Raw genomic sequence first — 18786 nt, forward strand, 5'->3', positions numbered from 1 at the left:
CTCCGACGAGTGCGCGTCCCCGGAAGGTGCGGCCCGCAGGCTCGCCGACCTCGACGCGATCTGCGTGCCCGGAGGCTTCGGTATCCGCGGCATCGAGGGCAAGCTCGGTGCGCTGACCTTCGCGCGCACGCACAAGATCCCGACCCTCGGCCTGTGCCTGGGGCTGCAGTGCATGGTCATCGAGTTCGCCCGGCAGCAGGCGGGCCTCGACAAGGCGGCCTCGACGGAGTTCGACCCCGACTGCCTCGAGCCGGTGATCGCCACGATGGCCGAGCAGAAGGAGTTCGTGTCCGGCGCCGGCGACCTCGGCGGCACCATGCGGCTGGGGCTCTACCCGGCGGCGCTCAAACCCGGGTCGGTGGTGAGGGAGGCCTACGGGGCGGACCCGATCGAGGAGCGGCACCGACACCGCTACGAGGTCAACAACATCTACCGCGACCAGCTCGAGGAGTCCGGCCTGGTCTTCTCGGGCACCTCGCCCGACAACAACCTGGTCGAGTTCGTCGAGCTCCCGCGTGAGGTGCACCCCTACTACGTGGCCACCCAGGCCCACCCCGAGCTGCGGTCGCGGCCGACCCGCCCGCACCCGCTGTTCGCGGGCCTGGTCGGCGCGGCGATCGAGCGGCAGCGCGAGCTGCGCTTCCCGATCGACGAGTCCGGGCTGCGGCGCGAGCCCGGGCCGGACGAGGACTGAGCCCGGTGCCCGGCCTCGCCGACCGACCCGAGCGGTGGCCGGTCGAGGGGTCCGGCTACCCGTACGACGGCGGTGGCTGGGTCGTGAAGGTCCGCGAGGACCGGGTGCGGCGCCCGGGCCACCCCGAGGAGGAGCCGTTCACGCGGCTGGTGGTCGAGCACCCCGGTGCGGCGATCGTGCTGGCCGTCGACGACCGGGACCGGGTGCTGTGCGTGTGGCAGTACCGCCACGCTGTGGGGAGCGCGCTGGTCCAGCTCCCGGCGGGGCTGTGCGACGTCGACGGCGAGGACGCCGCCGAGGTCGCCCGGCGCGAGCTGGTCGAGGAGGCGGGCTACGAGGCCGCGGAGTGGACCCACCTGGCCTCGACGTACTCCTCACCGGGCTTCACCTCCGAGCGAAGCCACTTCTTCCTGGCCCGGGGGCTGCGGGAAGTGGGCCGCGGCGACTTCACCCCGGAGCACGAGGAGGCGGAGATGGAGCTGGGCTGGGTGCCGTTCGACGACCTCCACGCCGCGGTGGTCGCGGGCCGGCTCGCCGACGCGCACCTGGCGCTCGCGGTGCTCCTCGCCGGAGCCCGCAGGACGTCGGACCCTGCCGCGCAGGGCTGAGGCTCGACCCACCTCCGGCTCACCGGCCGGGTCTCCGGGCCGACGGAGCAGGCGTCAGGGCGAGGCATGGCAGCATCGAGGGGCGCCCGGGAGTAGGCTCGCGCCGCCACAACGGCGTGGCGCAGGAAACCGAAGGAGCTCTGAGGTGAAGGTCGGCGTCCCCAAGGAAGTCAAGAACCACGAGTACCGGGTGGCGATCACCCCGATCGGTGTGCACGAGCTCACCGCGCACGGGCACGAGGTGTTCATCGAGCATGGTGCGGGGGAGGGCTCCTCGATCCACGACGAGGAGTACGTCGCCGCGGGCGCCCGGATCGTCCCGGACGCCGACTCCGCCTGGGGCGAGGGCGAGATGGTCCTCAAGGTCAAGGAGCCGGTCGCCGAGGAGTACCACCGCCTGCGCGAGGACCTCACGCTGTTCACCTACCTGCACCTGGCCGCCGACAAGCCGCTCACCGAGAAGCTGCTGGCGTCCAAGGTCACCGGCATCGCCTACGAGACCGTCCAGCTCCCCTCGGGTGGGCTGCCGCTGCTGTACCCGATGTCGGAGGTGGCCGGCTGCCTGGCCCCGCAGGTCGGGGCGCACTCGTTGCTGAAGGCACAGGGCGGTCGCGGGGTCCTGATGGGCGGCGTCGGAGGCGTCGCCAACGCGAAGGTGGTGATCATCGGTGCCGGCGTCTCCGGGCAGAACGCCGCGAACATCGCCTTGGGCATGGGCGCCGACGTCACGCTGCTGGACACCGACCTGGACAAGCTGCGGATGTCGTTCTGGCGCTACAACAACCGCGTGCACGGACTCGCGTCCTCCAAGCTGGCGATCGAGCAGCAGGTGAGCGAGGCCGACATGGTGATCGGCGCGGTGCTGATCCCCGGCGCCGCCGCCCCGAAGCTCGTGAGCAACGACCTGGTGTCGCGCATGAAGCCGGGCTCGGTGCTCGTCGACATCGCCGTCGACCAGGGCGGCTGCTTCGAGGACACGCATGCGACGACCCACGCCGACCCGACCTACCAGGTGCACAACTCGACGTTCTACTGCGTGGCGAACATGCCCGGCGCGGTCCCCAACACCTCGACCTACGCGCTCACCAATGCGACCTTGCCCTACGTGGTCGCGCTCGCGGACAAGGGCTGGCGCCAGGCGAGCCGCGACGACCACAGCCTCGCGCTCGGGCTCAACACCCATGCGGGCCGTCTCACCAACGCACCGGTGGGTGAGGCCGTGGGCATCGAGGCCGACTCGCTGGACGCCGTCCTGGCGTGAGCGAGGCCGCGCCCACCGCGACCGCGCCGTCCGAGATCGGGCGCGCGGTCCGGACCTACCTCGACCACCTCGGGGTCGAGCGCGGTCTGGCGCGCAACACCCTCACGTCGTACCGACGCGACCTGAGGCGCTACCAGGAGCACCTGGCGGCCAGTGGGATCGAGCGGCTCGAGGACGTCACGGAGGCGGTGGTGTCGGGGTTCCTGGTGCGGCTGCGCGAGGGCGACCCCGACCACCCGCCGCTCAGCGCGACCTCCGCGGCGCGCACGGTCGTGGCGGTGCGCGGGTTCCACAGGTTCGCGGTCGCCGACGGCCTCGCCCCGAGCGACCCGGCGAGCGGGGTGAAGCCGCCGACACCGGCGAAGCGGCTGCCGAAGGCGCTGCCGCTCGCCGAGGTCGAGGCGATCCTGGAGGCCGCCGGCGCGGCAGGCACGACGCTCGCGCTCCGCGACCGGGCACTGCTGGAGGTGCTCTACGGCACCGGTGCCCGGATCTCGGAGGCCGTCGGCCTCGACGTCGACGACCTCGACATGACCGACGGCACCGTGCTCCTGCGCGGCAAGGGCGGCAAGCAGCGGATCGTGCCGGTCGGGTCGTTCGCCCGTGAGGCGGTCGACGCCTACCTCGTGCGGGGTCGGCCCGAGCTGGTGGCCGCGGGCAAGGGCACACCGGCCCTGTTCCTCAACGCTCGTGGTGGGCGCCTCTCCCGCCAGTCGGCGTGGGCGGTGCTCGTCAAGGCCGCCGAGCGGGCCGGGGTCACCAAGGACGTGTCTCCGCACACGATGCGGCACTCGTTCGCGACCCACCTGCTCGACGGCGGGGCCGACGTGCGCGTGGTGCAGGAGCTGCTCGGCCACGCCTCGGTGACCACCACGCAGGTGTACACGCTGGTCACGGTGGAGAACCTCCGTGAGGTGTTCGCGACCGCGCATCCTCGGGCTCGTGACTGACCGATGACCGACCTGTCTCTCCTCGACGAGATCTCCGCGGGGGCGGCCGCACGCGGCCTCACCCTGTACCCGCACCAGGAGGAGGCGATCCTGGCGGTGCTGGCCGGCGACAACGTCGTGCTGGCCACCCCGACCGGATCCGGCAAGTCCCTGGTCGCTGCCGCGGCTCACCGGGCAGCGCTCGCGGAGGACCGGGTGTCGTTCTACACGGCGCCGATCAAGGCGCTGGTGAGCGAGAAGTTCTTCGCGCTCGTCGCGGAGTTCGGCGCCGAGGACGTCGGGATGCTGACCGGGGACGCGTCGGTCAACCCGGACGCGCCGATCATCTGCTGCACGGCGGAGGTGCTGGCCAACATCGCCCTGCGCGAGGGTGCGAGCGCCGACGTCGGCCTGGTCGTGATGGACGAGTTCCACTTCTACGCCGAGCCAGACCGTGGCTGGGCGTGGCAGGTGCCGCTGCTCGAGCTGCCGCAGGCGCAGTTCGTGCTCATGTCGGCCACGCTCGGGGACATGTCCGAGATCGCCGCGGACCTGACCCGCCGCAACGGACGCGAGACCACGGTGGTCGACGACGCCGTACGTCCGGTGCCGTTGACGTTCTCGTGGGTGATGACCCCGCTCGCGGAGACGCTCGAGGAGCTGGTGACGACCGGGCAGGGGCCCGTGTACGTCGTGCACTTCACCCAGAAGGACGCCGTCGAGCAGGCGACGTCGCTGCTCAACGCCGGATGGGCGGCCGCGCCGCGCGAGCAGCGTGACCAACTGGCCGACCGGCTGGCCGGGGTGCGGTTCGGCGCCGGCTTCGGAAAGACCCTGGCGAAGCTGCTGCGCCGCGGCATCGGCGTCCACCACGCCGGCATGCTGCCGCGCTACCGCCGACTCGTCGAGCAGCTGGCCCAGGCCGGGCTGCTGCGGATCATCTGCGGCACCGACACCCTCGGTGTCGGCATCAACGTGCCGATCCGCACCGTGCTGTTCACCGGTCTGGCGAAGTTCGACGGCAGCCGGCAGCGGATCCTGCGGACGCGCGAGTTCCTACAGATCGCCGGACGCGCGGGACGCGCCGGCTTCGACACCGCCGGCTACGTCGTCGTCCAGGCGCCCGAGCACGTCATCGAGAACGAGAAGGCGAAGGCGAAGGTCGCCGCCCGCCAGGCCGCGGGCAAGAAGAACGCCAAGGCCCAGCTGCGCAAGCCGCCCGAAGGCACCGTGGTGTGGAGCGAGCAGACCTTCGACAAGCTCGTGGCCGGCATCCCCGAGCCGCTGACGTCGCGGATGAAGGTCGACAACGCCATGCTGATCAACGTCCTCGCCCGGGAGGAGGACGCCTTCCCGGTGCTGCGGCGACTGCTGACCGACAACCACGAGGACCGGCGCCAGCAGCTGCGCCTGGCCCGCCGTGCCCTGCGGCTCGCGCGCTCGTTGGTGCGGTCGGGCACCCTGACCCGTCTGGAAGAGCCCGACGAGCACGGTCGGCGCTACGTCCTCACCGTCGACCTGCCGCCGGACTTCGCGCTCAACCAGCCGCTCGCGCACTTCGCGCTGGCAGCACTCGACGTCCTCGACCCGGAGGCCGAGACCTACACGCTCGACATCGTCTCGGTGATCGAGGCCGTGTTGGAGGGGCCGCGCCAGATCCTGTTCCAGCAGCAGCACGTCGCCCGGGGCGAGGCGGTCGCGGAGATGAAGGCCGACGGGCTCGAGTACGACGAGCGGATGGCGCTGCTGGAGGAGATCACCTGGCCGCAGCCGCTGGCGGAGCTGCTGGAGGCGACGTACGAGATCTACCGCGAACGGCACCCGTGGCTGCGTGAGGACGCGCTGCAGCCGAAGTCGATCGTGCGGGAGATGTACGAGCAGGGGATGACGTTCACCGACTTCGTCGCCCGCTACCAGCTGGCCCGCTCCGAGGGCCTGGTGCTGCGCTACCTCACCGACGCCTACCGCACGCTGCGCCAGACCGTCCCCGACCAGCACCGCACCCCCGAGCTCGAGGATCTCTCCCAGTGGCTGGGGGAGACCGTCCGCCAGACGGACTCCTCGCTGCTCGACGAGTGGGAGGCGCTGGCCGACCCCACGCACGTGCGCAGCGACGTCGCGCACCACGAGCCGCCGCCACCGCCGCGCCCGATCTCCAAGCAGGACCGGGCGTTCCGCGTGATGATCCGCAACGCGATGTTCCGCCGCGTCGACCTGGTCGCGCGCGACGACCTCGACGCGCTGATGGCGCTCGAGCGCGCGGCCGCGGACCGGACCGACCCGCCCGCGGAGATCGTGATGACCCGGTCGGTGTGGGACGCCGCGATCGAGGAGTACTACGCCGAGCACGATCGCGTGCTGCTGGACGCCGACGCGCGGGGGCCGGCGCTGCTGGCGGTCGCGGCGGCCGGGCGGACCTGGCGGGTCACCCAGACCCTGCACGACCCGGCGGGCCACCACGACTGGGTGATCGAGGCCGACGTGGATCTGGACGCCTCCGACGAGTCCGGCGAGCTGGTGCTGCGCACGACCGCGATGCGGCGGCTGGGAGGCTGACGACGTCGCCGGGTCAGCGTAGGTAGCACAAGGCGTTGGGGCAGGAGTCGAGCCAGGACAGACCGCCGGTGAGGGAGGAGATCTGCTTCTTGCCGGCGGCGTCGTCGAACCAGAGCATCGCCCAGGCGGGCCGGGGACGCAGTGCCCTCGCGGTCCGGGAGACGACGGCGGGGCGCCAGGCGCCGGTCGCGCTGTCGGCCGGACCCACCTCGGTCAGCGCCATCCGGGCGACCCGCTCGCCGAGGGCTGCGTAGCCCGTGACGTCGAGGCGGTCGCGCGGGTCGGCGGCGGCACCCTCCGGGTCGTAGGAGTCCACGCCGGCGACGTCGACGTGCGCCGGCAGCAGTCGGTCGGGCGCCCGGATCCCGGACCTGGTCCGGGCGGCGAAGGAGTAGGCCCAGACCACGTTGTGCACCCCCGCGTCCCAGGCGCGGCGCTGCATCATCGTCCAGAGCGCGCGGTACGTCGTCGGGTCGGGCTTGCCCCACCAGAACCAGCCGCCGTTGGCCTCGTGGAAGGGCCGGAGCACCAGGGCCACCCCGGCCTCCTGGAAGCGGCGCAGCAGGTCGAGCTTGGCTTCGAAGTCCGCCCAGAACCGGATGCCCTCGGGCGTCGTGGTGCTCAGCAGCGCGTCGAGCGACGTCCAGCTGCGATCGGCGTACCCGCCGCCGGTGTGCGGGTTGGTGGTGTGCCACGAGGCCGAGAGCACGGCGCCCTGCTGGGCGAGAGCGGCGAGCCGGTCGAGGGGCGGGTCCGCGAACTGGTAGGTCTCGCCGTCGGCGAGCTCCTGGAGGTCGAAGCCCACCACCGACACGCGCCGGCCTCCGAGGGCCGTGAGCGGTGCGAGGTAGTCGACGTTGGACACGTTGAGCTGCTGGCCGACACCCATCAGGCCGGCCGAGCGCCACCGGTCGAGCCGCGTCGCCAGGCAGCGCGCGGCGAGGTCGGCGTCCGGGTCGACGAGCGGCACCCGCGGGGTGCAGGCCGCGGCCGTGGTGACCTTCAGCGTGAGCGTCGCGGAGACCGCGCGACGCAGGTCCGCGGTGGCCTCGGCGACCACGCGCAGCACCGGTGCGCCCGCGACGCTGGTGTCGAGCGGGAGCACCGCGCGGCCGCGACCGCCGGCGGTCGCGGTGCCGACCGCGGTCCACGACGATCCGGTCAGGCGCTGGACGGTGAACGTGCGCCCCACGCGAACCGGCGACGCCTGGGCGACCAGTGCGCTCGGCTCCCCGACGGTCACCACCGGTGGGGCCAGCCGCACCGTGAGCGTCGTGCCGGAGCCGTCGGCCGGCGCCGGGCGCGCGGACGCGGGGATCGCCCCGGACATCGCCAATCCCCCCGTGAGCATCCCCGCCAGCAGGGCCAGGACGGCCTCACGTGGGCGCACACCCAGAGTCTAGGCTCGGTGGCATGACGGACGTCGCGACTTCGCACAACCCCGCCCAGAGCCGCTACGAGGCCCACATCGACGGCGAGCTCGCCGGCTTCGCCGAGTACCAGCTCACCGACGAGCTCGTGACCTTCACCCACACCGAGGTGTTCGAGAAGTTCGAGGGCAAGGGCGTGGGCTCGGCGCTCGCGCGGTTCGGCCTCGACGACGTGCGCGCCTCCGGCGAGCGCAAGGTGCTGCCGCTGTGCCCGTTCATCAAGGGCTGGATCGGCAAGCACCCGGACTACGTCGACCTCGTGTACGGCGCCGCGCCGTCCGGCCGGACGGACTGAACCGGCGCCCGGCCACCCGCGACCTCCTCCACAGGTCTGTGCACAGGCAACGCGTTCCTGTGCAGCGAACGCTCGGCCCGTGCACAGTCCATCAACAGATTTTCCCATCGGCTTGGGGGTTTCCGGGTTCGGGTTGTCGCTGTCGGAGGCCGGTCCTAGAGTCGCCCGCGAGTCGGAAACTTGTCGCCGTGTCGACAAGTCGGTGAGGAGCGGGGATGACCACAGGCGGCGGCTTCGGACCCACCCCCGGCACGACAGGCTCCACCGCCGGCACGATGCCGCCGCTGATCCGTCCCACCCCGCCCGATCGCACCCCACCTCCCGGAGATGACCTGCCCGTGGCCGAACCCCTTCCGTTCGAGCGCCCGCCCGCCGAGGCCGACGCGCCGGCGACCCTCGGCCCCACCGGCCGCCCGCTGCCACACGTCCCCGAGCCGGGGCCCGTCGCCGCCCACGGCAACGCCCGCGTCGTCTCCATGTGCAACCAGAAGGGCGGCGTCGGCAAGACGACGACCACCATCAACCTCGGCGCCTCGTTGGCCGAGCTCGGCCGCAAGGTGCTGCTCGTCGACTTCGACCCGCAGGGCTCGCTCTCGGTCGGCCTCGGGCTCAACCCGCACGAGATGGACCTGACGATCTACAACCTGCTCATGCAGCGCGACATCGGCCTCCACGACGTGATCGTCCCGACGGTCGTGCCGGGCATGGACCTGCTGCCCTCCAACATCGACCTCTCCGCCGCCGAGGTGCAGCTCGTGCACGAGGTGGCGCGCGAGCAGACCCTCCAGCGGGTGCTCGGGCCGGCGATCGAGGAGTACGACGTCATCCTGATCGACTGCCAGCCCTCGCTCGGCCTGCTGACCGTCAACGCCCTGACCGCCTCCGACGGCGTGATCGTCCCGCTGGAGTGCGAGTACTTCGCGCTGCGCGGCGTCGCGCTGCTCAAGACCACGATCGACAAGGTCCGCGAGCGGCTCAACCCCAAGCTCGAGATCGACGGGGTGCTCGGCACCATGTACGACGGCCGCACGCTGCACAGCCGTGAGGTCATGGAGCGACTCGTCCAGGCCTGGGGCGACAAGGTGTTCCACACGGTGATCCGCCGCACCGTGAAGTTCTCCGACTCGACGGTGGCGGGCGAGCCGATCACGACGTACGCCTCGGCCTCGGCCGGCGCCGACGCCTACCGCCAGCTGGCCAAGGAGGTGCTTGCCCGCTCCCGCCCCACGGAGTCGAGCGCTCCTCCGCTTCGCTCCTCCGCGCACGACTCCGAGGGGACCCCGGGGTGACTCGACGGGTGAGCCTCCCCGCCGCCGACGACCTGTTCCGCCCGACCGCGCCCGCCGACGACACCGGTCGGCGCGACCGGTCCGCGTCGGAGACCGACCAGGCGGACGAGCCGGCCGGACGCAAGAAGCGGCCCAGCGGCCGGGTGCGGCACGACGAGAAGATGACCGTCTACATCACCTCCGACGAGCTGCTCGACCTCGAGCACGCGCGCCTGGGGCTGCGCCGCTCACACGGCCTGGCGGTCGACCGCGGCCGGATCGTGCGCGAGGCGATCGCACTGGTCCTCGCCGATCTCGAGGCGCACGGTGACGAGAGTGCGCTCGTGCGTCGATTGACCGAGGGATGACGGCCGCACCGGCGGAGACCAGCGGCGACGCGGCGCCGGCGTTCGAGGTGCGCCTGGACAACTTCGAGGGCCCGTTCGACCTGCTGCTGAACCTGATCGCCAAGCACAAGCTCGACATCACCGAGGTCTCCCTCTCCCGGGTCACCGACGAGTTCATCGCCCACGTCAAGGCCGGCGGCTCGTCCGACAACCCGGCGCCGTGGGACCTGGAGCAGACGACGTCGTTCCTCCTGGTGGCCGCCACGCTGCTGGATCTCAAGGCGGCGCGGCTGCTGCCCCAGGGCGACATCGAGGACGAGGAGGACCTCGCGCTGCTCGAGGCGCGTGACCTGCTGTTCGCGCGGCTCCTGCAGTACCGCGCCTTCAAGCAGGTGGCCGCGGTCCTCGAGACGCGGCTGGCGGCCGAGTCCAAGCGGCATCCGCGCTCGGTGGGGCTCGAGGAGCGCTTCGCCGGGCTGCTGCCGGAGGTGCTGATCGGCATCGGCCTGGACCAGTTCGCGCAGCTGGCGGCCAAGGCGCTGGAGCCCAAGCCGGTGCTCGAGCTGTCGCTGCAGCACATCCACGCGGCGAAGGTCAGCGTGCGTGAGCAGGCGGCCCTGGTCGTCGACCGGCTGCGGCGCGCCGGCACGATGACGTTCCGGGCCCTGTGCGGCGACTCGCCGGACCGGCTCACCACCGTCGCGCGGTTCCTCTCGCTGCTGGAGCTGTTCCGCGAGGGCGCGGTCTCGTTCGACCAGGTGACACCACTCGGCGAGCTGACCGTACGGTGGACCGGTGCGGACGACGCGGACGTCGACGAGCTGATCACCGACGAGTTCGAGGGCGCCCCGCCCGAGGCCGTCGACGTACCGGAGGGAGAGACCGATGACGCAGACGCAGCCGGAGACGCAGCCGGAGACGCAGCCGGAGAGCCAGCCGGAGGGGGAGCCGACGGCTGAGACCGAGGAGACCCTGCCGGTCCCGGTCGCGCCGCTGCGGCCGTCCCTGGAGGCGCTGCTGATGGTCGCCGACCAGCCGATGGACGCGGTGACGCTGGCGACGGCGGCCGGCTACCCGGTGGGGGAGGTCAACGAGGCGCTCGCCGAGCTGGCGGCGGAGTACACCGAGCAGGGCCGCGGGTTCGAGCTGCGCAACGTCGGCGGTGGCTGGCGCTACTACACGCGTGACGAGTACGCCGCGGTGGTCGAGGGGTTCGTGCTCGACGGCCAGCAGGCCCGGCTGACGCACGCGGCGCTGGAGACTCTGGCGGTCGTGGCCTACAAGCAGCCCGTGTCCCGGGCCCGGGTGTCGGCGATCCGCGGCGTGAACGTGGACGGCGTCATGCGCACCCTGCTGACCCGTGGCCTGGTCGAGGAGGCCGGTCAGGACCACGAGACCGGCGCGAACCTGTACCGGACGACGACGTACTTCCTCGAGCGGATCGGGGTGACCTCGCTCGAGGAGCTGCCGGAGCTCGCGCCGTACCTGCCGGAGATGGACGACCTCGAGGACGACCTGGCCGAGATCACCGCGCCGGTGGCGTCGGAGTCGACCCCCGAACCCGCCGCGGAGCCTCCGCAGGAGCACCCGCACGAGCACCCGCACTCGCCGCACAGCGGCGACGGCACCGAGCCCGACGGGGGGACCGAGCCCACGTGAGCGCACCCGACATCGAGCCGGACGACGACGGTCTGGTGCGGCTGCAGAAGCTGCTGGCCCAGTCGGGCGTAGCGTCGCGGCGCAAGTGCGAGGAGCTGATGCTCGCGGGCCTGGTCGTCGTCGACGGCGAGGTGGTCACGCGGCTGGGCACGAAGGTCGACCCGCGCACTGCCGTGATCCGGGTCGACGGCAAGCGGCTGCCGCCGATCTCCGAGAAGGTCTACCTCGTGCTCAACAAGCCGCGCGGCGTGGTGTCGACGATGTCGGACCCCGAGGGCCGTCGCACGCTGTCCGACCTGGTCGCGGACCGGCCCGAGCGGCTCTTCCACGTCGGCCGTCTCGACACCGACACGTCGGGGCTGCTGCTGCTCACCAACGACGGGGACTTCGCGCACCGGATGGCGCACCCGTCCTACGAGGTCGACAAGACCTACGTCGCCGAGGTCGACGGAGAGGTCTACCGGCGCACGATCAAGCAGCTGCTCGAGGGTGTCACGCTCGAGGACGGGCCGGTGACGGTCTCGAAGGCGCGGATCGTGGAGGCGACGCCCGCGAAGTCCATCGTCGAGCTCGTCATCCACGAGGGTCGCAACCGGATCGTGCGCCGGCTGCTCGACCACGTGGGACATCCGGTGCGGCGGTTGACCCGCACCGCGTTCGGGCCGGTCTCGCTCGGTCGGCTCCGCCCCGGTGAGCTGCGCGACCTGACCCGCGAGGAGCTCGGGGAGCTGCTCGACAGCGCGCAACTCTAGACTCTGTCGACCCGAGCACCCTCGAGCCCCACCCACGTCTTCTCGGAAATCCGCGTCCGGGCCGGTGCGGTGGTCGTTAGCGTCGTCACATGAGCGTCGCCTCCGACCTCTCCTACGAGCCGAGGCCGGCCAACCCGGTGCAGCGCGCGGTCCAGGCGTTCGGGGCCTCGCGCCCCGGTGCGTGGCTCTTCGCCCGGATCCTGCCGCCGCTCGACACGCTGGTGCAGCGGCTCACCAGACAACGGCACACGCTGCCGAGCCTGCTCGCGGGGCTCCCGGTCCTCGACCTGACCACGACCGGGCGGCGCAGCGGCCTGCCGCGCACGGCGCACCTGATCGCGGTGCCGTACGGCGACGCGTTGGCCGTCCTCGGCACCAACTTCGGCCAGGCCGCGACCCCGACGTGGGTGCTCAACCTGGAGGCCGACCCCCGGGCCCGGCTGAGCTATCGCGACCGGGCGGTCGACGTGGTGGCCCGACCTCTGACCGGCGACGAGGCCCAGGCGCTGCTCGGGCTCGCCGAGCGGCTGTATGCGGGCTACCGGGCCTACCAGACCCGGATCACCGGCCGGCGACTGCGGATCTTCGCGTTGGAACCGCCGCGCTGAGCTCGGTGCACGGCCGGCGGAGATGGGTACCGTGCCGGCATGCGCTCACCTCTGGCGCCGTACGTCGCGTCCCTGGTCGCCTACGACGTCGACCTCGGCGCTCCGGGCGTGCACCGGGGCCTCCCGTCGACGACGCTGACGCTCGTGGTGCCGGTGGGGGAGCCGCTCGACGTCGGCTGGAGCGGCCGACCGGGCAGTCGCGCGCGGCGTTGGTCGACGCTCTCGGGCCTGCACGCGGGCCCCGCCGAGATCCACCACGGCGGGCACCAGTCCGGCGTACAGCTCGCGCTCACGCTGCCCGGCGCTCGAGCCCTGCTCGGCCTGCCGGCAGCAGCCCTCGCCGACGAGCTGGTCGAGCTCGACGAGGTCGACTGCGACGACGAGGCCGCCCGGTGGCTGCGTGACCTGCCCGAGCGCCTGCACCAGACGCCGCCCGCGAGTCGGACCGCGCTCGTCGAGCACGCCCTGTTGGACGCCCTGGCGCGCCGGGAACGACCGCGGCTGCGCCGTGAGGTCCGCCGGGCGCTGGATCGGCTGCGCCACGGCGCCGGCGTGCAGCAGGTCGCCGACGAGGTCGGGTACAGCCGCCGCCGGCTGAGCGACCTGGTCCGCGCCGAGTGCGGGCTGACCCCCAAGCAGGTCCAGCGCGTGGGCAGGTTCGAGGCCTCCCGTGGACTGCTCGGGCGGATGCCGCTCGCCGAGGTCGCACACCGCTGCCGCTACGCCGACCAGGCGCACCTCACGCGCGAGTGGGTCGCCCTCGCCGGCTGCCCGCCCACCACCTGGCTGCGCGAGGAGTTCCCGTTCGTCCACGACATCGACGGCGGTGAGTGGGCAGGGTCGTCGCCAGGACCGGGGCGGGCGACGTCCGGCTCCCGCACTCCATGACCCGCCAGAAGCCGACCCGACGGACGCCCTCCGTGAGACCGCGGCCGGCGGAGGATGAGCCGCCGATAGCCTGGTGGGGTGGCAGTCAGGGCAGTGCGAGGAGCGACCCAGCTCGACGCCGACGAGCGCGACCACATGCTCGAGCGCGTCGCCGAGATGGTGGGCGACGTGATGAGTGCGAACGGGCTCGAGGTCGACGACTTCATCTCGGTGATCTTCACCGCGACGTCCGACCTGGTCTCTGAGTTCCCCGCCTATGCCGCCCGTCGTCTGGGATTCGGCGACGTGCCGCTGATCTGCGCGCGCGAGCTGGAGATCGCCGGGTCGATGCCGCGCGTCGTGCGGATGATGGCCCACGTCGAGACCGACCTGCCGAAGTCCGACATCACCCACGTGTACCTGCACGGTGCCGCCGCGCTGCGCAAGGACCTCACCCGGGTCCGGTCGGTGCCCGACGAGGCATCCGCCGATGGGTGAGCAAGCACCGGTCCTGACCGGTCCGGTCGAGATCGTCGGCGCCGGGCTGCTCGGGACCTCGATCGGCCTCGCCTGCGTCCGCGCCGGGGTCGACGTCGTCCTCGCCGACGCCTCGGTCGAGCACGTGCGCACCGCGTCCGGGCTCGGGGCCGGCCGGCCGGCGTCGGCGTCCGACCGCCCGCAGTTGGTCGTCGTCGCCGTGCCCCCGGACGCGCTGGGGACGGTCATCGTGGAGGCCCTGCGAGACCGTCCGGAGGCCGTCGTCACCGACGTGGGCAGCGTCAAGGCCGGCCTGCCCGCCGAGGTCGAGCGCGCCGCCGGACCCGAGGCGGCGCGGCGGTACGTCGGCGGGCACCCGATGGCGGGCTCGGAGCGGTCCGGGCCCCTCGCCGCGACGCCCGCGCTCTTCGACGGCCGCCCGTGGGCGATCACGCCCCACGCGTCGAGCGAGCAGGCCGCCGTACGTCTCGTGGAGGCGCTCGCGCAGCGGTGCGGAGCCGTGCCGGTGGCGCTGAGTCCCGAGGAGCATGACAAGGCGGTCGCGCGGACCTCGCACGTGCCGCACCTGCTCGCCGCGCTCGTGGCGGGACGGCTCGCGGACGCGCCGGAGCAGCATCTGGCGCTCTCCGGCCAGGGCGTGCGCGACGTGACCCGGGTCGCGGCCGGCAGCCCCGCGCTCTACGGGCAGATCGTCTCCGCGAACGCCCAGGCCGTCCTCGGGCTCCTCGCCGAGGTCCGGGCGCAGCTGGACGCCGTGATCGACGCGGTCGCCGCCGACGACCGTCCGGCGCTGGAGACCGTGCTCGCGCGCGGCGTCGCCGGTACCCAGGCGATCCCGGGCAAGCACGGCGAGCCGGTGCGGCCGATGCGGTCGGTGTTCGTGTCGGTGCCCGACCACCCCGGCGAGCTCGCCCGGCTGTTCGCCGATGCGGGCGCGAGCGGGGTCAACATCGAGGACGTCCACATCGACCACGACCCGGGGCGGCCGGTCGGTCTGGTCGAGCTCGTCGTGGACGAGACGCGCGCCGAGCACCTGTTGACGTCGCTGGAATCCCGGGGATGGGTGACCCACCGGTAGGCTGCGGCCCCGTGGACCACACCGCGCACTCGCCCCGCACCGGCACCACCGTCGGCCTCGTCATCGCGGTCGACGGGACCTCCGGCTCGGGGAAGTCGAGCACGTCGCGTGGCGTCGCGACGCGGCTGGGGCTGCGCTACCTCGACACGGGTGCGATGTTCCGGGCGATGACGTGGTGGCTGCTGCGCGAGGGCGTCGACGTCCACGACGCGGTGGCCGTCGCGCGCCGGTGCGGCGAGCCCGACATCCTCTCGGGCACCGACCCGCAGGCGCCCACGATCACCGTCGACGGTGTCGACGTGGCGGTGGAGATCCGAGGCGATGCGGTCAACGCGGCGGTCTCGCCGGTGAGCGCGGTGCCCGAGGTGCGCCGTCGGCTGCTCGAGCTGCAGCGCGTCGTCATCGAGCAGGAGACCCGGACGGGTGGGATCGTCGTGGAGGGCCGCGACATCGGCTCCGTGGTCGCACCCGACGCTCCGGTCAAGGTCTACCTCAGCGCCGACCCCGAGGCGCGCGCCGTACGCCGGGCCGCCGAGCAGGGGGTCAGCGACCTCGCCGCCACCCAGGAGTCGCTGCTGGCACGCGACCGGATCGACTCCGGCCGGGCCACCGCGCCCCTCGTGATGGCCGACGGGGCGGTGCACATCGACACCACGCCGTACTCCCTCGAGGAGGTCATCGCCCTGGTGGTGGACCTGGTCGCGGACGCCGAGGCGCGCGCGTGAGGACGCGATGAGGACCCCATGAGGGAGCACGCCGCCCACCGCGAGCTGCCCCGCAGCGACACGGCCCGCGGAGCCCCGCGCTACGCGCTGTACTCACCGCTGCGGCCGCTGGCGCGCTGGCTGATCCGGCGCTGGTACGACGTCCGGGTGCACGAGCCACGGCACGTCCCGCGCCGTGGCGGGGTGATCTACGCCTCCAACCACATCGGCGTCGTCGACGGCCCCCTGCTGGCGATCTTCGCGCCCCGTCCCGCCCACGCGCTCACCAAGATCGAGATGTTCCGCGGCCTGCTCGGCCGGTTCCTCCTCCAGTCCGGCCAGATCCCGCTGGACCGCTACCACACCGACCCGGCAGCGGTGAAGACCTGCCTGAAGGTGCTGCGCAACGGCGGAGCGATCGGGATCTACCCCGAGGGCAGCCGGGGCGCCGGCGACCTGGAGCGGTTCCACCGCGGCGCGGCGTACCTCGCGCTGGTCTCGGGTGCGCCCGTCGTGCCCGTGACGATGCTGGGCAGCCGGGAGCCCGGGGCGCACCACAACTCGCTGCCGCCGCGCCGCTCGCGCATCGACATGGTCTTCGGCGAGCCTTACCGGACCGACCCCGTCCGGTGGCCGCGCACCCGGGAACAAGTCGAGAAGACCTCGTTGTTGCTGCGAGAGCACATGCTGGTCCAGCTGGACCGGGCGCGCGCGTCGACCGGCCGGGAGCTGCCGGGTCCGCTGCCCCTCACCGACGTAGACCCCGACCCCGCCACCGGGGTCACCGACCAAGGAGCACCATGACCGAGCTCGAGGGTGCCCCAGAGGGCACCCCGGAGGCAGTTGGCCCCGTCCCCGTCCTCGCTGTCGTCGGACGGCCGAACGTCGGCAAGTCGACGCTGGTGAACCGGATCATCGGGCGACGCGAAGCCGTGGTCGAGGACGTCCCGGGCGTCACCCGCGACCGCGTCTCGTACGACGCCAGCTGGAACGGCCGCGCCTTCACCGTCGTCGACACGGGCGGCTGGGACCCCGACGCCCGCGGCCTGGCCGAGCGGATCGCAGGGCAGGCGGAGGTCGCGGTGACCCTCGCCGATGCGGTGTTGTTCGTCGTCGACGCGACGGTGGGCATCACCGACGCCGACGAGGCGGTCGTGAAGATCCTGCGCAGGTCGAAGAAGCCCGTCGTGCTGGCGGCCAACAAGGTCGACGACCAGCGCACCGAGGCCGAGGCCTTCGGGCTGTGGAACCTCGGGCTCGGTGAGCCCTACCCCGTCTCTGCGCTGCACGGGCGCGGCTCGGGCGACCTGCTCGACGCCGTCCTGGCGGCGCTGCCCGAGCCGCCCCCGGAGCGGGAGCCGGAGGCCGGCGGGCCCCGCCGCGTCGCAATCGTCGGCAAGCCCAACGTCGGCAAGTCCTCACTGCTGAACAAGCTGGCCGGTGAGGACCGGGTGGTCGTCGACAACGTGGCCGGCACCACCGTCGACCCCGTCGACGAGCTGATCGAGCTCGGCGGGCGCACCTGGCGCTTCATCGACACCGCGGGCATCCGCAAGCGGGTCAAGGAGGCCTCGGGACACGAGTACTACGCCTCGCTGCGCACCGCCACCGCGATCGACCGCGCCGAGGTCGCCGTACTCGTCGTCGACGGCGGTGAGTCGATCTCCGAGCAGGACGTGCGGATCATCCAGACGGTGCGCGAGGCCGGCCGCGCGCTGGTGATCGCGTTCAACAAGTGGGACCTCGTGGACGAGGAGCGCCGCTACTACCTGGACCGCGAGATCGAGCGCGAGCTCGTGCAGGTGCAGTGGGCGCCGCGGATCAACATCACCGCGCGCACCGGCTGGCACGTGGACCGCCTGGTCCCAGCGCTGGACAAGGCGTTGGAGGGCTGGGAGACGCGCATCTCGACCGGTTCGCTCAACGGCTTCCTCGGCCGCCTGGTCGCCGAGCACCCCCACCCGGTGCGCAGCGGCAAGCAGCCCAAGATCCTGTTCGGCACCCAGGCGTCCACGGCGCCGCCGACGTTCATCCTGTTCACCAGCGGCCGGCTGGACGCGGCGTACGAGCGGTTCATCGAGCGGCGGCTGCGCGAGGAGTTCGGCTTCGTCGGCACCCCGATCGTGCTGCAGCAGCGGCCCCGCGAGAAGCGCAAGCGTTAGCACCGGGGCGGAGCCCGGGTTACCGTCGGGCATGCGCAGGCTCGTGATCCTCGCCGTGACCGGTGCGCGCGCCGGCTCGGTGCTGGCGGCTTCGCCGGCGCCGGCCGCGCGGCCGGCGGTCGAGGCGAAGCCGGTCGCCGGCTCGACCTGCCGAGCCTTCCCGAGCGACAACTGGTGGCACGCCGACGTACGCGGCCTGCCGGTGCACGCGCGCAGCCGCGCGTGGCTCTCGCACATGTCGACCAGCCGCGACCTGCACCCGGACTTCGGTCCGTCGTACGGCGACGGCCCGGACTACGGGATCCCGATCACGGTCGTGAAGCCGGGGCACCGCAAGGTGCGGGTCCGCTTCGACTACGCCGACGAGAGCGACCGGGTGCGGTACCCGCTCGGCGCCGACACCCGGATCGAGGGCGGCCGCGGCTCCGACGGGGACAAGCACGCGATCGTGGTCGACAAGGGCGCCTGCCGCCTCTACGAGACCTGGAACACCCGGGTGCGCGACGGCCGGTGGGCCGCCGGCTCGGGTGCGGTGTGGTCGCTGTCGTCGAACCGGCTGCGGCCCGACGGCTGGACGTCCGCCGATGCCGCCGGCCTGCCGATCCTGCCCGGCCTGCTGCGCTGGAACGAGGTGCGGGCCGGACGCGTCGACCACGCCATCCGGTTCACCACCGACGTGACCAGCCGCCACCACCTCTGGCCCGCCCGCCACGACGCCGGCTCGCGCGACAACCTGGCCTATCCGCCCATGGGCGCGCGGTTCCGGATGAAGGCGGGGTTCTCCACGCGGGGGTTCTCGCCGTACGCCGTCGGGGTGATCGAGGCGATGAAGCGCTACGGCCTAGTGCTCGCCGACAACGGCTCGCCGTGGTACTTCCAGGGCGAGCAGAACGCGCGCTGGCCGGCGAGCCTCGTCGAGGAGCTCAAGGAGATCCCGGCCCCGGCGTTCGTGGCCGTGGACACCTCCTCGTTGCGGGTGTCCCGGGACAGCGCGGAGGTCCACTCCGATTGAGGTGCTGAGCCGGTCTCGACCGTCGGCGGGAGGGTCGTGTGCCTGAGAACGCGCCATG

Annotated in this window: 20 protein-coding genes; 19 read left to right on the forward strand and 1 reads right to left on the reverse strand. The window is 72.8% G+C overall.

Annotated features, from left to right (window positions below; translation table 11 throughout):
- The 5 genes from VGD85_RS11905 to VGD85_RS11925 form a co-directional block, all read left to right on the forward strand.
- Window positions 1–694: glutamine amidotransferase-related protein (locus VGD85_RS11905; RefSeq protein ID WP_414690805.1), on the forward strand; the 694-nt coding region annotated here is incomplete at its 5' end.
- Window positions 695–699: 5 nt separating this feature from the next.
- A complete protein-coding gene (locus VGD85_RS11910) occupies window positions 700–1302 on the forward strand; it encodes an NUDIX hydrolase (RefSeq protein WP_331063658.1) in 603 nt (200 codons plus the stop codon).
- A 145-nt stretch (window positions 1303–1447) separates the two neighbouring features.
- Window positions 1448–2563, forward strand: coding sequence for an alanine dehydrogenase (gene ald / locus VGD85_RS11915; protein WP_331063659.1), 1116 nt, complete (start codon window positions 1448–1450; stop codon window positions 2561–2563).
- The gene (gene xerD, locus VGD85_RS11920; protein ID WP_331063660.1) at window positions 2560–3513 is read left to right on the forward strand and encodes a site-specific tyrosine recombinase XerD; all 954 of its coding nucleotides are present in this window, start codon (window positions 2560–2562) and stop codon (window positions 3511–3513) included. Before ald ends, xerD begins: the two co-directional genes overlap by 4 nt.
- Before the next feature lie 3 nt (window positions 3514–3516).
- On the forward strand, window positions 3517–6048 hold the full coding sequence (locus VGD85_RS11925) for a DEAD/DEAH box helicase (RefSeq protein WP_331063661.1): 2532 nt from the start codon (window positions 3517–3519) through the stop codon (window positions 6046–6048).
- A 13-nt stretch (window positions 6049–6061) separates the two neighbouring features.
- On the opposite strand, the gene VGD85_RS11930 is transcribed toward VGD85_RS11925, so the two are convergent.
- On the reverse strand, window positions 6062–7438 hold the full coding sequence (locus VGD85_RS11930) for a glycoside hydrolase family 26 protein (RefSeq protein ID WP_331063662.1): 1377 nt from the start codon (window positions 7436–7438) through the stop codon (window positions 6062–6064).
- Window positions 7439–7461: 23 nt separating this feature from the next.
- Here VGD85_RS11930 and VGD85_RS11935 point away from each other — a divergent pair, with 23 nt between their 5' ends.
- From VGD85_RS11935 to VGD85_RS12000, 14 genes are all read left to right on the forward strand, one after another.
- Entirely contained in the window at window positions 7462–7773 is a 312-nt protein-coding gene (locus VGD85_RS11935; RefSeq protein ID WP_331063663.1) for a GNAT family N-acetyltransferase, read from the forward strand.
- A gap of 338 nt (window positions 7774–8111) precedes the next feature.
- Window positions 8112–9062, forward strand: a complete 951-nt coding sequence (locus tag VGD85_RS11940) for a ParA family protein (RefSeq protein WP_331063664.1) — start codon at window positions 8112–8114, stop codon at window positions 9060–9062.
- Entirely contained in the window at window positions 9059–9409 is a 351-nt protein-coding gene (locus tag VGD85_RS11945) for a hypothetical protein (protein ID WP_331063665.1), read from the forward strand. The genes VGD85_RS11940 and VGD85_RS11945 overlap by 4 nt, the downstream gene beginning before the upstream one ends.
- A complete protein-coding gene (locus VGD85_RS11950) occupies window positions 9406–10347 on the forward strand; it encodes a ScpA family protein (RefSeq protein ID WP_331063666.1) in 942 nt (313 codons plus the stop codon). Before VGD85_RS11945 ends, VGD85_RS11950 begins: the two co-directional genes overlap by 4 nt.
- Window positions 10274–11047: an SMC-Scp complex subunit ScpB gene (gene scpB / locus VGD85_RS11955; RefSeq protein ID WP_331063667.1), complete on the forward strand. Its 774-nt coding sequence runs from the start codon at window positions 10274–10276 to the stop codon at window positions 11045–11047. The genes VGD85_RS11950 and scpB overlap by 74 nt, the downstream gene beginning before the upstream one ends.
- A complete protein-coding gene (locus VGD85_RS11960; protein WP_331063668.1) occupies window positions 11044–11799 on the forward strand; it encodes a pseudouridine synthase in 756 nt (251 codons plus the stop codon). The genes scpB and VGD85_RS11960 overlap by 4 nt, the downstream gene beginning before the upstream one ends.
- Window positions 11800–11888: 89 nt before the next feature.
- Entirely contained in the window at window positions 11889–12407 is a 519-nt protein-coding gene (locus VGD85_RS11965; RefSeq protein WP_331063669.1) for a nitroreductase family deazaflavin-dependent oxidoreductase, read from the forward strand.
- Between the two features lie 39 nt (window positions 12408–12446).
- Entirely contained in the window at window positions 12447–13295 is an 849-nt protein-coding gene (locus tag VGD85_RS11970; RefSeq protein WP_331063670.1) for an AraC family transcriptional regulator, read from the forward strand.
- Between the two features lie 78 nt (window positions 13296–13373).
- Window positions 13374–13772 carry a chorismate mutase gene (gene aroH, locus VGD85_RS11975; protein WP_331063671.1) on the forward strand — a complete coding sequence of 133 codons (399 nt, stop codon included), beginning with the start codon at window positions 13374–13376 and terminating at the stop codon, window positions 13770–13772.
- On the forward strand, window positions 13765–14850 hold the full coding sequence (locus VGD85_RS11980) for a prephenate dehydrogenase (RefSeq protein WP_331063672.1): 1086 nt from the start codon (window positions 13765–13767) through the stop codon (window positions 14848–14850). Before aroH ends, VGD85_RS11980 begins: the two co-directional genes overlap by 8 nt.
- Before the next feature lie 11 nt (window positions 14851–14861).
- Complete coding sequence (cmk, locus tag VGD85_RS11985) at window positions 14862–15575, forward strand: (d)CMP kinase (RefSeq protein ID WP_331063673.1); 714 nt, start codon at window positions 14862–14864, stop codon at window positions 15573–15575.
- Window positions 15576–15593: 18 nt separating this feature from the next.
- Window positions 15594–16358, forward strand: a complete 765-nt coding sequence (locus VGD85_RS11990) for a lysophospholipid acyltransferase family protein (RefSeq protein ID WP_331063674.1) — start codon at window positions 15594–15596, stop codon at window positions 16356–16358.
- Window positions 16355–17716, forward strand: a complete 1362-nt coding sequence (der, locus tag VGD85_RS11995) for a ribosome biogenesis GTPase Der (protein WP_331063675.1) — start codon at window positions 16355–16357, stop codon at window positions 17714–17716. The genes VGD85_RS11990 and der overlap by 4 nt, the downstream gene beginning before the upstream one ends.
- Before the next feature lie 31 nt (window positions 17717–17747).
- Entirely contained in the window at window positions 17748–18728 is a 981-nt protein-coding gene (locus VGD85_RS12000; protein ID WP_331063676.1) for a hypothetical protein, read from the forward strand.
- The last annotated feature ends 58 nt before the right edge of the window (window positions 18729–18786 follow it).

It is taken from the genome of Nocardioides sp. (assembly GCF_036401255.1).
Lineage (GTDB): Bacteria > Actinomycetota > Actinomycetes > Propionibacteriales > Nocardioidaceae > Nocardioides.

Bases quoted from the DNA above. Each gene is read 5' to 3' on its own strand.
- VGD85_RS11970 (WP_331063670.1), top strand. From the start codon at position 12,447: ATGCGCTCACCTCTGGCGCCGTACGTCGCGTCCCTGGTCGCCTACGAC.
- VGD85_RS11925 (WP_331063661.1), top strand. From the start codon at position 3,517: ATGACCGACCTGTCTCTCCTCGACGAGATCTCCGCGGGGGCGGCCGCA.
- der (WP_331063675.1), top strand. From the start codon at position 16,355: ATGACCGAGCTCGAGGGTGCCCCAGAGGGCACCCCGGAGGCAGTTGGC.
- VGD85_RS11980 (WP_331063672.1), top strand. From the start codon at position 13,765: ATGGGTGAGCAAGCACCGGTCCTGACCGGTCCGGTCGAGATCGTCGGC.
- VGD85_RS11965 (WP_331063669.1), top strand. From the start codon at position 11,889: ATGAGCGTCGCCTCCGACCTCTCCTACGAGCCGAGGCCGGCCAACCCG.
- VGD85_RS11935 (WP_331063663.1), top strand. From the start codon at position 7,462: ATGACGGACGTCGCGACTTCGCACAACCCCGCCCAGAGCCGCTACGAG.
- VGD85_RS12000 (WP_331063676.1), top strand. From the start codon at position 17,748: ATGCGCAGGCTCGTGATCCTCGCCGTGACCGGTGCGCGCGCCGGCTCG.
- scpB (WP_331063667.1), top strand. From the start codon at position 10,274: ATGACGCAGACGCAGCCGGAGACGCAGCCGGAGACGCAGCCGGAGAGC.
- VGD85_RS11950 (WP_331063666.1), top strand. From the start codon at position 9,406: ATGACGGCCGCACCGGCGGAGACCAGCGGCGACGCGGCGCCGGCGTTC.
- VGD85_RS11990 (WP_331063674.1), top strand. From the start codon at position 15,594: ATGAGGGAGCACGCCGCCCACCGCGAGCTGCCCCGCAGCGACACGGCC.